At 53.5% G+C, this 15,194-nt stretch carries 12 protein-coding genes; 4 read left to right on the forward strand and 8 right to left on the reverse strand.

From position 1 onward, the window contains the following. Positions 1–16 precede the first annotated feature (16 nt). From kdpB to kdpE, 4 genes are read left to right on the forward strand one after another with little or no spacing between them, the layout of a single operon-like run. Complete coding sequence (gene kdpB / locus AC07P6_RS21530; protein WP_478314579.1) at positions 17–2,065, forward strand: potassium-transporting ATPase subunit KdpB; 2,049 nt, start codon at positions 17–19, stop codon at positions 2,063–2,065. Between the two features lie 10 nt (positions 2,066–2,075). Continuing rightward, on the forward strand, positions 2,076–2,651 hold the full coding sequence (kdpC, locus tag AC07P6_RS21535; RefSeq protein WP_478314581.1) for a potassium-transporting ATPase subunit KdpC: 576 nt from the start codon (positions 2,076–2,078) through the stop codon (positions 2,649–2,651). A 1-nt stretch (position 2,652) separates the two neighbouring features. Further along, positions 2,653–5,340: a two-component system sensor histidine kinase KdpD gene (kdpD, locus tag AC07P6_RS21540; RefSeq protein WP_478314583.1), complete on the forward strand. Its 2,688-nt coding sequence runs from the start codon at positions 2,653–2,655 to the stop codon at positions 5,338–5,340. Beyond that, complete coding sequence (gene kdpE, locus AC07P6_RS21545; protein ID WP_304257050.1) at positions 5,337–6,014, forward strand: two-component system response regulator KdpE; 678 nt, start codon at positions 5,337–5,339, stop codon at positions 6,012–6,014. The genes kdpD and kdpE overlap by 4 nt, the downstream gene beginning before the upstream one ends. A gap of 231 nt (positions 6,015–6,245) precedes the next feature. On the opposite strand, the gene araD is transcribed toward kdpE, so the two are convergent. From araD to AC07P6_RS21585, 8 genes are all read right to left on the reverse strand, one after another. Next, on the reverse strand, positions 6,246–6,941 hold the full coding sequence (gene araD / locus AC07P6_RS21550; RefSeq protein ID WP_434659754.1) for an L-ribulose-5-phosphate 4-epimerase: 696 nt from the start codon (positions 6,939–6,941) through the stop codon (positions 6,246–6,248). Continuing rightward, positions 6,931–7,830 (reverse strand): L-ribulose-5-phosphate 3-epimerase, encoded by a 900-nt coding sequence (locus AC07P6_RS21555; RefSeq protein WP_434659755.1) that lies wholly within the window; start codon positions 7,828–7,830, stop codon positions 6,931–6,933. The genes araD and AC07P6_RS21555 overlap by 11 nt, the downstream gene beginning before the upstream one ends. After that, the gene (locus AC07P6_RS21560) at positions 7,827–9,305 is read right to left on the reverse strand and encodes an FGGY-family carbohydrate kinase (RefSeq protein WP_478314586.1); all 1,479 of its coding nucleotides are present in this window, start codon (positions 9,303–9,305) and stop codon (positions 7,827–7,829) included. The genes AC07P6_RS21555 and AC07P6_RS21560 overlap by 4 nt, the downstream gene beginning before the upstream one ends. 27 nt (positions 9,306–9,332) lie before the next feature. Further along, positions 9,333–10,319, reverse strand: coding sequence for an ABC transporter permease (locus AC07P6_RS21565; protein WP_478314588.1), 987 nt, complete (start codon positions 10,317–10,319; stop codon positions 9,333–9,335). Between the two features lie 10 nt (positions 10,320–10,329). Continuing rightward, positions 10,330–11,814, reverse strand: a complete 1,485-nt coding sequence (locus tag AC07P6_RS21570; protein ID WP_478314590.1) for a sugar ABC transporter ATP-binding protein — start codon at positions 11,812–11,814, stop codon at positions 10,330–10,332. A gap of 105 nt (positions 11,815–11,919) precedes the next feature. After that, a complete protein-coding gene (locus AC07P6_RS21575; protein WP_228727529.1) occupies positions 11,920–12,786 on the reverse strand; it encodes an ABC transporter substrate-binding protein in 867 nt (288 codons plus the stop codon). 282 nt (positions 12,787–13,068) lie between these two features. Continuing rightward, a complete protein-coding gene (locus tag AC07P6_RS21580; RefSeq protein ID WP_434659757.1) occupies positions 13,069–14,142 on the reverse strand; it encodes a zinc-binding dehydrogenase in 1,074 nt (357 codons plus the stop codon). 116 nt (positions 14,143–14,258) lie between these two features. After that, a complete protein-coding gene (locus tag AC07P6_RS21585; RefSeq protein WP_478314592.1) occupies positions 14,259–15,056 on the reverse strand; it encodes a DeoR/GlpR family DNA-binding transcription regulator in 798 nt (265 codons plus the stop codon). Positions 15,057–15,194 lie beyond the last annotated feature (138 nt).

Consider the following 15,194-nt stretch of genomic DNA (forward strand, 5'->3'; position numbering starts at 1 on the left):
TGCGGAGCAACCTGTTATGAGTCGCAAACCATTAGCCCTGCTGGAGCCGACGCTGGTGCGCCAGGCGCTGCTGGACGCAGTGAAAAAACTTAGCCCGTCAGTACAGTGGCGTAACCCGGTGATGTTTATCGTCTGGATTGGCAGCTTGTTAACCACCCTACTCGCCATCGCCATGGCCAGCGGGCAGATCGCGGGTAGCGCCGGGTTTACCGCCACCGTCAGTATCTGGCTGTGGTTCACCGTACTGTTTGCCAACTTCGCCGAAGCGATGGCTGAAGGCCGCAGTAAAGCGCAGGCCAATAGCCTTAAAGGGGTACAAAAGACCTCGTTTGCCCGCAAGCTACGCGCCCCACAGCACGATGCGCAAATTGATCACGTTCCCGCCGAAGAGCTGCGCAAAGGCGACGTGGTGCTGGTCGAGGCGGGGGATATTATTCCCTGCGATGGCGAAGTTCTCGAAGGCGGCGCGTCGGTAGATGAAAGCGCCATAACCGGCGAATCAGCGCCGGTTATCCGTGAATCTGGCGGCGACTTCGCCTCGGTGACCGGCGGGACGCGTATTCTTTCCGACTGGCTGGTGATCCGCTGTAGCGTTAACCCCGGCGAAACCTTCCTTGACCGGATGATCGCTATGGTTGAGGGGGCCCAGCGTCGCAAAACGCCAAACGAAATCGCGCTGACGATCCTGTTGATCGCCCTGACGATTGTGTTCCTGTTAGCCACCGCCACGATCTGGCCGTTCTCAGCATGGAGCGGTAATGCGGTCAGCGTCACGGTACTGGTGGCGCTGCTGGTGTGCCTGATCCCAACCACCATCGGCGGCCTGCTGTCAGCCATCGGCGTCGCCGGGATGAGCCGGATGCTCGGCGCTAACGTGATCGCCACCAGCGGGCGCGCGGTCGAAGCGGCGGGCGATGTCGACGTGCTGCTGCTGGACAAAACCGGCACCATCACCCTTGGTAACCGCCAGGCCTCGGCGTTCCTGCCCGCCCAGGGCGTGGAGGAAAAAACCCTTGCCGATGCCGCCCAGCTCTCTTCGCTGGCAGATGAAACCCCGGAAGGCCGCAGTATCGTGGTACTGGCGAAGCAGCGCTTTAATCTGCGCGAGCGCGATCTGCAATCACTGCACGCCACCTTCGTGCCGTTTACCGCCCAGACCCGGATGAGCGGTATCAACATCGACCAACGCATGATCCGCAAAGGTTCGGTGGATGCCATTCGTCGCCACGTGGAAGCCAACGGCGGTCACTTCCCGGCCGATGTCGAAAAACAGGTTGAAGAGGTCGCACGCCTCGGCGCAACGCCGCTGGTGGTTGCCGAAGGCGAGCGGGTGCTGGGAATTATTTCACTCAAAGATATCGTCAAAGGCGGCATTAAAGAACGTTTTGCTCAACTGCGCAAAATGGGGATTAAAACGGTGATGATCACTGGCGATAACCGCCTGACCGCCGCCGCCATTGCCGCAGAGGCCGGAGTGGACGACTTCCTTGCCGAAGCCACGCCGGAAGCCAAGCTGGCGCTGATCCGCCAGTATCAATCCGAAGGACGACTGGTGGCGATGACCGGTGACGGTACCAACGATGCCCCGGCGCTGGCGCAGGCCGACGTGGCGGTGGCGATGAACTCCGGCACCCAGGCGGCAAAAGAGGCTGGCAACATGGTTGACCTCGACTCCAACCCGACCAAATTGATTGAAGTGGTGCATATCGGCAAACAGATGCTGATGACCCGTGGCTCTTTAACCACCTTCAGTATCGCCAACGACGTGGCGAAATATTTCGCCATTATTCCGGCCGCGTTTGCCGCCGTCTATCCACCGCTGGCGATGCTTAACGTGATGCATCTGCACTCGCCCTCCTCGGCGATTTTAAGCGCGGTGATTTTTAACGCGCTGATTATCGTCTTTCTGATCCCGCTGGCGCTGAAAGGCGTGAGCTATAAGCCGCTGTCGGCCTCGGCGATGCTGCGCCGTAATCTGTGGGTCTACGGTCTCGGCGGGCTGCTGGTGCCGTTTATTGGTATCAAAGCCATCGACCTGTTACTGACCCTGACCGGGATGCTGTAAGGAGATAATCATGTCAATAATTCGTCCGGCCCTTGTGCTTTTTATTCTGTTAACGCTCATCACCGGCGGCGCCTATCCGCTATTAACCACCGCGCTGGGACAGTGGTGGTTTCCGCAGCAGGCCAACGGCTCGCTAGTGCGCATTGAAGGCGAAGTGCGTGGTTCCCGCTTGATCGGGCAGAACTTTACCGCTGCGGGCTATTTCCAGGGCCGCCCTTCCGCCACGGCGGAGGTAGCGGATAACCCGTTGGCTTCCGGCGGCAGCAACCTTGCCGCTAGCAATCCGGCGCTGGATAAAGCCATCAGCGAACGGGTGCAGGCCCTGCGCGACGCCAACCCGGATGCGAATCCGACGGTGCCGGTTGAACTGGTGACCGCTTCAGCGAGCGGGCTGGATTACAGCCTGACCCCGGCCGCCGCGCTGTGGCAGGTACCTCGCGTCGCCAAAGCACGACAGCTCAGCGTTGAACAAGTCAGCCAGTTGGTTAATGAGGCAACGCAAAAACCGTTGCTCAGTTTTCTCGGCCAACCTGTGGTAAATATACTGCAGCTGAATATGTCGCTGGATGCCCTGAAGGATAAGTGAAATGAGTGACGAGCCGCTGCGTCCGGACCCTGACCGCCTGTTACAACACACCGCCTCTGCGCATCGCGGAAAACTGAAGGTGTTTTTTGGCGCCTGCGCGGGGGTGGGTAAAACCTGGGCGATGCTGGCGGAAGCGCAGCGGCTGCGCGCCCAGGGGCTGGATATTCTGATTGGCGTGGCGGAAACCCACGGGCGTAAAGAGACGGCGGCAATGCTTGAGGGGCTGAGCACCCTCCCCCTGCGCCGCCTTTCCCATCGCGGGCGCTACGTTAAAGAGTTTGACCTTGATGGCGCGCTGGCCCGCCGTCCGGCGCTGATCCTGGTGGATGAACTGGCGCACAGCAACGCGCCCGGCTCGCGCCATCCCAAACGCTGGCAGGACGTTGAAGAGCTGCTCGAAGCCGGCATTGACGTTTTTACTACCGTCAACGTCCAGCATCTGGAAAGCCTTAACGACGTGGTCAGCGGCATCACCGGCGTACAGGTCCGCGAAACCGTCCCCGACCCGTTTTTTGACGCCGCCGACGATGTGGTGCTGGTTGACCTTCCCCCCGACGATCTGCGCCAGCGGCTTAATGAAGGAAAAGTCTATATCGGCGGTCAGGCCGAGCGGGCAATTGAGAACTTCTTTCGCAAGGGCAACCTGATTGCCCTGCGCGAGCTGGCGTTGCGCCGCACCGCCGATCGGGTTGATGAGCAGATGCGCGCCTGGCGCGACCGTCAGGGACAGGAAAAGGTCTGGCACACCCGCGACGCCATTTTGCTGTGCATTGGCCATAATACCGGCAGCGAAAAGCTGGTTCGCGCCGCCGCCCGACTGGCGGCTCGCCTGGGCAGCGTCTGGCATGCAGTTTACGTTGAACCCCCCTCTCTGCACCGACTCCCGGAAGCCAAACGGCGGGCGATTCTTGCGGCGCTTCGGCTGGCGCAGGAGCTGGGCGCAGAAACCGCCACGCTCTCCGATCCTTCGGAAGAGAAGGCCGTTCTGCACTACGCCCGCGAGCATAACCTCGGCAAAATAGTGATTGGCCGCCAGCAAAAAAGACGCTGGTGGGATCGCAGCGGTTTCGCCGATCGTCTGGCCCGGCACGCGCCGGATCTCGATCTGGTCGTCATCGCGTTGGATGAAAAAACCGCCCCTCTGCCCGCTCGCGCCAGCGATGGCCGCACGGCAATGGAAAAATGGCGTTTGCAGGTTCAGGGCTGCGTGGTCGCCATCGCGCTGTGCGCGGTCATTACCGTCGTCGCGATGCAGTGGCTAATGGCCTTCGAAGCCGCCAACCTGGTGATGCTGTATCTGCTCGGGGTGGTGATTATCGCCCTCGTGTATGGCCGTTGGCCGTCGGTACTGGCGACGGTGATTAACGTGGTCAGCTTTGACCTGTTCTTTGTTGCGCCGCGCGGTACGCTGGTGGTTTCCGATGTGCAGTATCTGCTGACTTTTGGCGTGATGCTGACCGTCGGACTGCTTATCGGCAACCTAACCGCTGGCGTGCGCTATCAGGCGCGTGTGGCACGCTATCGCGAACGACGCACCCGTCATCTTTACGAAATGTCAAAAGCGCTGGCGGTGGGCCGCAGCCATGAGGATATCGCCACCACCAGCGAGCGATTTATTGCCTCGACGTTTCAGGCGCGCAGCCAGCTGCTGCTGCCCGATGATGCCGGAAGACTCTCGCCGCTAACCCAGCAAACCGCAGCCATCACCTGGGATGACGCCATTGCCCGCTGGAGCTTCGATAAAGGCCAGCCCGCCGGAGCCGGTACCGACACCCTGCCCGGCGTGCCCTATCAGATTCTGCCGCTAAAAAGCGCCGCCCGCACCTGGGGGTTACTGGTGGTAGAACCGGATAATTTGCGCCAGCTCATGATCCCCGAACAACAGCGTCTGCTGGAAACCTTCACCCTACTGGTCGCCAGCGCGCTGGAGCGGCTGACGTTAACCGCCAGCGAAGAGCAGGCCCGGATGAACAGCGAACGCGAAAGCCTGCGCAACTCGCTGCTGGCAGCGCTGTCACATGATTTGCGCACCCCGCTGACGGTGCTGTTTGGTCAGGCGGAGATCCTGACGCTCGATCTCGCCAGCGAGGGTTCGAAACATGCCCCGCAGGCCAATGAGATTCGCCAGCATGTGCTGAACACCACCCGGCTGGTCAATAATCTACTCGATATGGCGCGGATCCAGTCCGGCGGCTTTAATTTGCATAAAGAGTGGTTAACCCTGGAAGAGGTGGTCGGCAGCGCTTTGCGTATGCTGGAGCCGGGACTCGGCGGGCGGCATATTCAGCTTGTGCTGCCGGACCCGCTGCTGCTGGTGCACGTCGACGGGCCGCTATTTGAACGGGTGCTAATTAATCTGCTGGAAAATGCGGTGAAATACGCCGGGCCGCAAGCACAAATCGTCATTGCGGCGCATACCGACCCGCATAATTTGTTTCTGGAGGTGTGGGATAACGGGCCCGGTATCCCAGCGGGGCAGGAACAGGCTATCTTTGATAAGTTCGCTCGCGGCAATAAGGAGTCGGCAATTCCCGGCGTGGGGCTGGGGCTGGCGATTTGTGAGGCCATTGTCGAAGTCCACGGCGGGACGATCAGCGGCGCGACGCGTCAGGAAGGCGGTGCCTGTTTCCGTGTTACACTGCCGCGAGAAGCGCCCCCTGAACTGGAAGAGTTAGCCGAGGAAATGTGATTAACGTTTTGATCATCGAAGACGAAAACGCTATCCGCCGCTTTCTGCGCACCGCGCTGGAAGCCGACGGCATGCGGGTATTTGAGGCAGAAACGCTGCAACGCGGGCTGATTGAGGCCGCCACCCGCAAGCCGGATTTAGTCATTCTCGATCTTGGTCTGCCCGATGGTGACGGCAACGCGTTTATTCGCGAGGTTCGCCAGTGGAGCCAAATGCCGATTATCGTGCTGTCGGCACGCACCGAGGAGCAGGATAAAATCGCCGCTCTCGACGCCGGTGCCGATGACTATCTAAGTAAACCTTTTGGTATTGGCGAGCTGCAGGCGCGTTTACGCGTGGCGCTGCGCCGCCATGCTGGCGCTCAGGCCGACGAGCCGCTGGTGCGCTTTGCCAATATCGAAGTTGATATTCCCGCCCGCCGCATCGTACGTGGCGACGAAGAGATCCATCTGACGCCAATTGAGTTTCGCCTGCTGGCAGTATTGTTAAATAATCCCGGTAAGGTGCTGACCCAGCGGCAGTTGCTCAATCAGGTTTGGGGACCGAATGCGGTGGAGCACAGCCACTATCTGCGGATTTATATGGGACACCTGCGGCAAAAGCTGGAGGTTGACCCGGCGCGACCGCAGCATTTGCTGACCGAAACGGGGATCGGCTACCGGTTTATGCCGTAGTCGTTGCCCCAGGTTGCGATCGCGTGTCGATTGTTTCCCGGCGGCGCTGCGCTTGGCCGGGCTACGGGTTCACCGCCGTCTGGCGATCAGGTTGCCCGGACAGGCGCATCACGCCGCCTCCGGGGGTTCAACCCGGCGGCGCTGCACTTGGCCGGGCTACGGATTCAACGCCGTCTGCCGATCAGGTAGCCCGGACAGGCGCATCGCGTCGCCTCCGGGAGATTCCCACGATTATTGCCCGTAATAGGCTCCTGCCCCATGCTTACGTAAATAGTGCTTATCCAGCAGCGTCGTAGATACCGGCTGCTCCTCGCTCACCAACTGCCGGGTCCACATATTCATGTAGGCAATCTCTTCCAGCACCACCGCATTATGCACTGCATTCGCCGGATCTTTTCCCCACGCAAAAGGGCCGTGACCATGCACCAGCGCGGCAGGCACGCTGAGCGGTTCGATATCCTGCTTCCTGAACGTTTCAATCATCACATAACCGGTATTGGTTTCATAATCGCCGCGAATTTCATCATCGCTCAAGGGACGGGTACAGGGTATCGGCCCATAAAAATAGTCCGCATGCGTCGTCCCCATCGCCAGCAGCGGCCTGCCCGACTGCGCCCAAATCGTCGCGTGGCGCGAATGGGTATGCACGATCCCGCCCACGCCGCTAAACGCTTTATACAGTTCAAGATGCGTCGGGGTATCGGATGAGGGTTTATAGCGCCCTTCCACCACTCGCCCGGTCGCCAGTTCAACCACCACCATATCGTCAGCCGACATCACATCATATTCCACGCCGGAAGGCTTAATCACCACCAGCCCCGCGTCGCGATCGATGCCGCTGACGTTGCCCCAGGTAAAGGTGACAAGATTAAATTTCGGCAGCGCCAGATTGGCGTCAAGAACCGTCTGCTTGAGTTTATCCAGCATACTTCACTCCTGAATTCACATTAACTTCATACTGCGGGGCAAGAAAACCCTGCTGGTATTTATCCGTTAACCACGCTTTGGCCTCGGCAATTCTCTCGCTATCCAGCCCGTCATTTTTGGCCCACATCTCAATCAACCATGCGCCGCGATAGTTCAGCGCGGCAAGCGAGCGGAAGGTCTCGATGAAATCCACGCAGCCGGTGCCGAACGGCACATCGCGGAACTGCCCCAGCGAGGCGTGTGAAACGGGCTGGGTGTCTTTCAAATGGATGGCGCTGATTTTATGAATACCCTTACTCAACTCTTCAGGAACATCGTTTTGCCACGCGCTTAGGTTGCCAACGTCCGGATAGACGCAGAACCACGGGCTACATACCTTGCGCTCCAGATCCAGCCAGCGGGAGATATTGCTCATAAAGGCGGTGTCCATGATCTCCATCGACAACATGATTTGCGCCTTCGCCGCTTCAGCCACCGCCCAGTTAATCCCTTCAATAAAATATTCGCGAGTTTGCGCGGAGGAGGATTCGTAGTAAACGTCATAGCCTGCCAGTTGGATATTGCGGATCCCAACGTGGCTGGCAAAGTCCAGCGCATCAAGCATCAGTTCGCGCGCCTTTAGCCGGGTGTCACGGTTGACGCTGCCAAAAGGATGGCTGCGATGCGCGGAGAGGCACATGCTCGGCACATCGATGCCGCTGTTGATTTTGTCGGCAACGAACGCCAGCCTCTGGCCCCGATTCCAGCGCAGTCGGGCCTGGCGTTCCGGACTCTCATCGACAGAGATTTCGAGGAAATCAAACTCCAGATTTGCTGCCAGTTCGAAGCGTTTTGACCAGTCCAGCGCAGCGGGCAGCGCTTTTTCGTAAATACCAAGTCTGGGTTTCATCGCGCAGCTCCCGTCGCATTGGCCAGGCTCTGTGCGACCTGCAAGTAGCGGTCATAGCCTTCGCGCAGCTGCTGATGTCGTTTGGCATCCGGCTGGTAACAAACGACTTCCGGCTGCGTCGCCTGGATAGCTTCGCTGAAGTTGGCATAGGCACCGGTTCCGGCAGCCGCGCACAGTGCAGCCGCGCGACATCCGGCCTGTTCAATATCCACCACTTCCAGAGGGAGGTTGGAGGCATCGGCGTACATCTGCGTCCAGCCTTTCGACTGGCTCGGGCCGCCGGTGAAGCGGATTTTTTGAATATCCTGATTGAGTTCAATAATGCGGTCCTGGTGCACCAGGTGGGAAAAGACGATCCCGCGATAGATGGCCGCAATAATGTCTTTTTTGGTGTGATGACCCGCCAGGCCGACCAGCGCACCGGGGAGATCCATCGCCAGATTGGAACCAAACAGATACGGTAAAAAGACCAGATCGCTGTCGGTCTCTTCTGCGATCCAGCTTTCGAAATGCTCATAGCAGCGGTCATCGTCAGGAAAGAACTGTTTCACAAACCAGGAGAGATTACTTGCCGAGGTAGGGCTGCCTTCATGAACAAAATATTTCCCCGGAATGCAGTATTTCCCCCAGATATAGGGAAAGTCGCTGGCAATAATATTATCCGTCACAGAGGTGGCAATACTCCACGTTCCTGCCACCGCGCTGAGGGTATCGGCCCGATCAATCCCCGAAGAAACGGCGGAGGCAACCACATCGAAAAAGCCGCCAAAAACTGGCGTGCCTGGACACAACCCGCAGTCCAGTGATGCCTGCAGGGTAATGTGACCCACGCAATCCGTTGAGTTCACCACCGGCGCGGTTTTATCCACCACTTCCTCAATACCAAAAAGCGCCATCATGTCGCTGTCGTAGCGGGAGGTAAACTGGTTATAAAAATTACTGCCGGAAATATTGGTGATTTCTGCCGTCGCTTCGCCGGTCAGGCGGAAACGGATGTAGTCGTGGACCATCAAAACGGCATCAATTCTGTCGTAATTGGCCGGCTCATACTCTTTTAGCCAAGCCAGCAGCGACACCGGATGTCCGGTCCACAGCTGCTGCAATCCTTTTGGATAGGCCAGTTTGTCGATACCTTCGCGGTACCATTTTTTGACAAACTCAAGCGCCCGGGTATCAGATGAAATAATCCCATTGCGTACCGGCTCGCCTTTTTTATCAATCGCGTAAAGCCCCTTACCGTGCGAGGAAAAACCGATCCCGCCAATACTTAACGGTGGCACCTGGCTTTCATACATCACTTTTTTAATCACGTTACATACGGTATCCCAAAGCTCATGCATATTTCGCTCGGTAAAACCCGGTTGATCGGATAACACCTGCGCATATTGCGACGCGACGTGGATCTCTTGCCCTAGTTCATTATAGATACCGGCTTTGGTCACCGTCCCGCCGATATCGACTCCGATAAAATTCATATCCCTTCACCCCACAATGAAAATGATTTAGCGTCTGGCAGAGCTAATAAAAGTGGCACCCCAAATAATGAGCCCTTTCACTACATACTGGACATAAGGCGAGATCCCCAGAAGATTTAAGCCATTATTCAGTACCCCGAGCATCATCGCGCCAATTAACGTACCAATAATCATTCCTCGCCCACCGGCAATAGACGCGCCGCCGAGCACAACTGCGGCAATAGCATCCAGTTCAAAACCAACGCCGGCATTAGGCTGACCGCTCATGACGCGCGAGGTAAAAATAAGCCCGGCGAAACTGGCGGTAAAACCACTAATAACGTAGACCAGCGACTTATAATATTTAACCCGCAGACCGCTCAGGCGTGCCGCCTCTTCATTACCCCCCAGGGAGTAGACATAGCGACCGAACGGCATATGGTTCAGGACGATATAAAAGATGATATATAAAACCACCATCAGAATAATCGGCACCTGAATACCGAACAGATATTCACGGCCCCAAAAGGCAAATGAATCAGGTAATCCAGAGATGGGATAGCCACCGGTATAAATCAGCGCCAGGCCCTTGGCAATAATCATCGCCCCGAGAGTGACGATAATGGGCGGCATCTTGCCATAAGCGGTTAAAAAGCCGTTAATCGCGCCAAAAGCCACGCCGGAACACAAGCCGATAAGGATGGCTAACCATGGGTCTAAGCCATAATACTTCATTAACCCCGCCATCAGCGTACCGGCCAGCGCCATCACCGCGCCGACTGAGAGGTCGATACCACCGGTCAGAATTGCAAACGTCATTCCGATGGCGATAATGGCATTAATTGAAACCTGGCGGGCGACGGTCGAGAGGTTATCTACTGTTAAAAAGTAATCATTAAAAATTGCCATACAGGAAAACAGTAATACCAGACCGACAAACGGCAGGAACGCGGGCATCTTTAATAATCCATGGAGGATTTTTTTATTTTTATCAGGAGATGCAACTGGCGCTAATGATGCATTTTCATTACTCATTTAAGACTCCCTAAATAATATTACCGGCGGCATGCAGCATAATGACCGTGGAATTGATATTTTCATTTTCAAGTTCGGCAACGATATCGCCATCGCGGAAAACCATGACGCGGTCGCTAACGCCAATCACTTCCGGTAACTCCGATGAAATCATAATTATCGAAATACCTTGCTCGGTAAGATTGCGCATAATTTGATAGATTTCAGATTTAGCCCCTACATCAATACCGCGAGTTGGCTCATCAAAAATCAAAATATTGACATCATGATTTAACCAGCGGGAAATAACGACTTTCTGCTGATTACCACCGCTTAATGTTCCGACCGCGGTAAAGGCATCCGGCGTTTTTACCCCAACGTGACGAATTAAATGCTCAGCCGTTTTACGCTCTTCGCCATCGCGAATAAGCGAATAGTGGCAACTATGCTTGTTGAGCCAGATATTATCTTTTACTGAAAAACCTAGCACCAGCCCCTGAGTTTTACGGCTTTCAGGCAATAGGCCAATGCCCAGCCGCAGAGCCTGATCGGTGGACTTTATCGAGACCTCTTTCCCCGCCAGACGGACATGTTTTTTAAAGCATTTGTCCGCGCCGGTCAGCGCCAGAATCGCTTCTGAACGCCCTGACCCCACCAGCCCTGCGAGGCCTAAGATTTCGCCTTTGCGCAGCGTTAATCGGTTCACTTTGCTGCTTTCGGTAAGCTGAATTTCCGCATCCAGCAGAAGATCATGATTCTCCAGCGTCCGTCGCTCCGGATAGATATTCTCCACCTCGCGGCCAACCATCATCTGGATCATCTCCGCGAGATCGATATCATCAACCTTCGCTGAACCGATGTATTTCCCATCACGCAAGATGCTCAGGCTGTCGCAAATCTCGTAGATTTCCTCAAGATGGTGAGAGATGAAGAACATGCCCACGCCTTTCGCTTTTAAATCGCGCATCACGCGAAAAAGGTGTTCGGCTTCGCTTGGGGTTAAGGTGGCAGTCGGTTCATCGAGGATCAGAATACGGGCATCCAGCGAGAGCGCTTTGGCAATTTCCACGAACTGCTGCTCAGCCACGCTGAGATGGCAAATTTGCTCATCGGGATCCAGCGTCACGCCGAGCTCTTTAAAGATCCTGAGTGCCTCGCGGCGCATGGTTTTACGGTCTAATAAACCAAATGGATTCACTTTTTCGCGATTGAGAAAAATATTCTCATAGGCATTAAGATAGGGAATAAGAGAAAATTCCTGAAAAATAATCCCAACACCGCACTGAATGGCATCGCGATAATTATGAAAATGCTGCTGCTTGCCATCAATAAAAATGTTGCCGGTATCCGGTTGATATATCCCACAGAGGATTTTCATCAACGTGGATTTACCCGCACCATTTTCACCAAGTAAAGCATGCACCTCCCCTCGCCCAAGGGTAATATTGACATTATCGAGCGCCTTGACTCCGGGGAAGCTTTTACTGACATTTTTGACTTCCAGTAAGCTGGGCATGAACATCGCTCCATGACGGCACGATAATATATCGTGCCATACTTTAATAAGAATCCACGACGGCCCACGAACTCAATCGCGAGCCGTTATGGAGTAATAACGCTCTTACCAATGGAAATCTTTGGCGTTTGTTTTATCAATAAGCTTCACATCAACAGGGATCTCTTTCGGAATATTCGCGCCCCAGTGTTTAGCCAGAGCAATACCTAAACCAATACGTAACTGGTCGCGCGGGAACTGCGCGGCGGTCGCAATAAATGGCGTAGTGCCTTTGGCAATTTCAGCTACCGCTTCCGGCGAACCGTCAACGCTAACTAATTTCACATCACGACCGGAAGACTGAATAGCCGCCAGCGCACCAAGAGAGCCAACGTCATTAACGCTGAAAATACCGTTGAGCGTTGGATTGGATTGCAACATATTTTCCGTCACGCTCATGGAGGTATCGCGTTCTTGCTTGCCGTTCAGTTTGGTAATGACTTTAATATTAGGATGCTTCTTCATCGCATCTTCAAAACCACGAACGCGTTCCAGAATAGGCACCACGGGAATACCATCGAGAATCGCTACATTGCCTTTATCACCCAGTGCTTTGGCTAAATGCTCACCGGCAATAAAGCCCGCGTCATAGTTTTTGGAACCGACAAATGAGTCAATAGGCCCGTTTGCCTGAGCATCAATCGCTACCACCACCACACCTGCTTTTTTCGCCGCCAGAACCGCCGTTTCCGCGCCTACACTGTCAGCCGGGTTGATCAGCAGAATATCAATTTTCTTCTGCAGCATATCCTCAACGTCGCTAATCTGCTTGGAGACATCATGCGCAGCATCCGCAGTATATACAGTGGCATTAATATCTTTTGCCGACTGTTCAAGCGACTCTTTCATGGTGACAAAATATTCGTTATTCAATTCCTGGAACGACATGCCGATAGTTAGCGGCTTAGCATTAACGCAGGCGACCATACTCATCGCCAGAAGTCCTGAGAGTAATGCTTTCGTATTCAATTTTACAGGCATTCAATATCTCCTTTTTGAGTTATGCGCTAAAGGATCAAGATTATCCTTTAGCGTTTTCATGGTACGAATGTTGCCTGATAGCCTGAGCAATAAATTAATGACCGGTAGACTTCACCTGGCCACCGATATTTACCCCAGTTATCACCATGATACAAATCCAGTATTTATTTAGCCGCCATCCATTTCAAAGCGGATGATAATTAAAATAAATGGCGTCATTTAAGAATTACGTTTTTATGGCTTAATAACGACCTTGATAGAATCGAGCGATTTTGCCATTTCAAATGCCGCTTTCCACTCATCGATGGAATAGAAATGAGTGACGACGCCTTTTGCAGTCAGCAGGCCGCGCTCAAAGAGATCGATGGCGATTTCATAGCTGTACGGGCCAAGATGCGCACCGCGAATATCCAGCTCTTTGCGGTCGCCAATGATCGACCAGTCGGCGGTGGTTTCTTTACCAAACACGCTGAACTCGACAAAACGACCTAGCTTACGAATCATCTCCAGTCCCTGGGTAACACCAATCGGCGCGCCGGTAGCTTCAATGTAGACGTCGCAACCGTAGCCTTCAGTCATGGCTTTAACAATGGCAATGGCGTCTTCTTTGCCCGCATTGATAACCACATCCGCCCCAAACTCTTTCGCCAGCGCCAGACGGTCTTCCATGGTGTCGATCACTACCAGCTTTTTCGGCGTCTTAAGATGCGCGACCTGCACCATGCACAGACCCAGCGGGCCGGCACCAGCGATAACAACAACATCATCCAGATCGATATCCCCACGGCGTACCGTATGGATAGCACAGGCCATCGGTTCGATAAGCGCTGCATCTTCTTCGCTTAATGACTCGGGAATTTTGTGAATAATCGCTCTTTCGGAGAAGCGCATATATTCAGCCATACCGCCATCGGCAACATCCTTTTGAAAACCATAAATATCATGGGTTTCACACATCCAGTATTTCCCGGTTTTACAGAAACGACATTCATGACAAGGTACTATCTGCTCCGCCAGAATACGATCGCCAATTTTTAATTTATATTTTTCTGCCGAGCCGGGGCCTAATTCAGCAACCCGGCCATAGAATTCATGTCCTGGCACCACTGGCGTTTTCACCCACGGGTTTTCACCCCAAAACATCGGTGCGCCGTCCTGGGCTTTGCAATCACCAGCACATATTCCACAGCCATCAACTTTAATAACCACTTCTTTTTCTTGTGCTACCGGGCGCGTAATCTTTTCGAAGCGATAATCCTGGGGACCATGGCACACAACAGCTTTCATATCTTCAGGTAATTGTTCCATCGTAAACCTCATTTTCGGATAAGTAATGAAGATGGATAGTATTGCTGACGCAATTATCCTCCACCTGGCACAAGAGTCGTGAGATGATGATGCAAATGTATTATTACGTAGAGAGTTTAACTGGTCTCTACGATTTCAAGGCATTCCTGACGATAGATATCCTTTGGTAGCTTATTAGTAATAAGAATATCAATATCTGCGAGGTCGCAGATTTTATATAATGAATAGCGCTCAAACTTACTGCTATCGACCATCAGAATTTTTTGGTCGGCCACTTTCAGCATTTCTTGTTTCAGACGCACGTTGACTTCATTGCTATCTTTGATTTCCAGGCCAGAATCAAGGCCCTGACAAGAAAAGAACAGTTTATTGACCTTAAAGTTATTAATAATAAATTCAGCTACCGGCCCATGAAAATCGCCGTGTCTTTCAGAATACTCACCACCCACGCTGACAATTCTTATTTTCTTTCGGCAGGCTAATGTCTGAATAATGTTTAATGAATTGGTAATTACCGTCAGTTCGATATCGGGCAACTGCCGTGCTAAAAACCAGCATGAACTACTATTATCCATAATAATGCATTCATGCTCATGAATGTACTGTAATGCGCTTTTGGCAATGCGCATTTTTCGCTCTGGTTGCTCTTTTGTTCGCTTAATAAATGCTTCAGCTTTATCGACAAAATTCCCATTATTTGTGGGATTATCCACATCTAAAAAAGATGCGTTATTTTCTGAAATCATCGCGCCGCCAAAGCTACGGACTAATTTTTTATTTTTGGCGAGCACCGTTAAATCTCGACGAATAGTTTCCGGAGACACGCCAAATATTCGCGACAATTCATTGACTCTAGCGCAACCATTTTCAACGACAAATTCCAGAATTAATGAGTGACGTTTAACTTGTAACATATAAGTTCTCAAGAAAGCATCCAGGATTTAATGACATAAATGTAACAAAATCATCCATATCATTAAGTGATTCAAATCATACAAAATCAAAACAAGCGTTCAGCTTTTTTTAATTTGAAGTTAGTCATACATTTAAAG

Source organism: Klebsiella sp. GFKo11, from assembly GCF_056490265.1.

Excerpts from the sequence above, each read along its gene's own strand:
- kdpC (WP_478314581.1), top strand. The coding sequence starts at position 2,076 with ATGTCAATAATTCGTCCGGCCCTTGTGCTTTTTATTCTGTTAACGCTC.
- kdpB (WP_478314579.1), top strand. The coding sequence starts at position 17 with ATGAGTCGCAAACCATTAGCCCTGCTGGAGCCGACGCTGGTGCGCCAG.
- AC07P6_RS21565 (WP_478314588.1), bottom strand. The coding sequence starts at position 10,319 with ATGAGTAATGAAAATGCATCATTAGCGCCAGTTGCATCTCCTGATAAA.
- AC07P6_RS21560 (WP_478314586.1), bottom strand. The coding sequence starts at position 9,305 with ATGAATTTTATCGGAGTCGATATCGGCGGGACGGTGACCAAAGCCGGT.
- AC07P6_RS21575 (WP_228727529.1), bottom strand. The coding sequence starts at position 12,786 with ATGAGTATGGTCGCCTGCGTTAATGCTAAGCCGCTAACTATCGGCATG.
- AC07P6_RS21585 (WP_478314592.1), bottom strand. The coding sequence starts at position 15,056 with ATGTTACAAGTTAAACGTCACTCATTAATTCTGGAATTTGTCGTTGAA.
- AC07P6_RS21555 (WP_434659755.1), bottom strand. The coding sequence starts at position 7,830 with ATGAAACCCAGACTTGGTATTTACGAAAAAGCGCTGCCCGCTGCGCTG.
- kdpD (WP_478314583.1), top strand. The coding sequence starts at position 2,653 with ATGAGTGACGAGCCGCTGCGTCCGGACCCTGACCGCCTGTTACAACAC.
- AC07P6_RS21580 (WP_434659757.1), bottom strand. The coding sequence starts at position 14,142 with ATGGAACAATTACCTGAAGATATGAAAGCTGTTGTGTGCCATGGTCCC.
- AC07P6_RS21570 (WP_478314590.1), bottom strand. The coding sequence starts at position 11,814 with ATGCCCAGCTTACTGGAAGTCAAAAATGTCAGTAAAAGCTTCCCCGGA.
- araD (WP_434659754.1), bottom strand. The coding sequence starts at position 6,941 with ATGCTGGATAAACTCAAGCAGACGGTTCTTGACGCCAATCTGGCGCTG.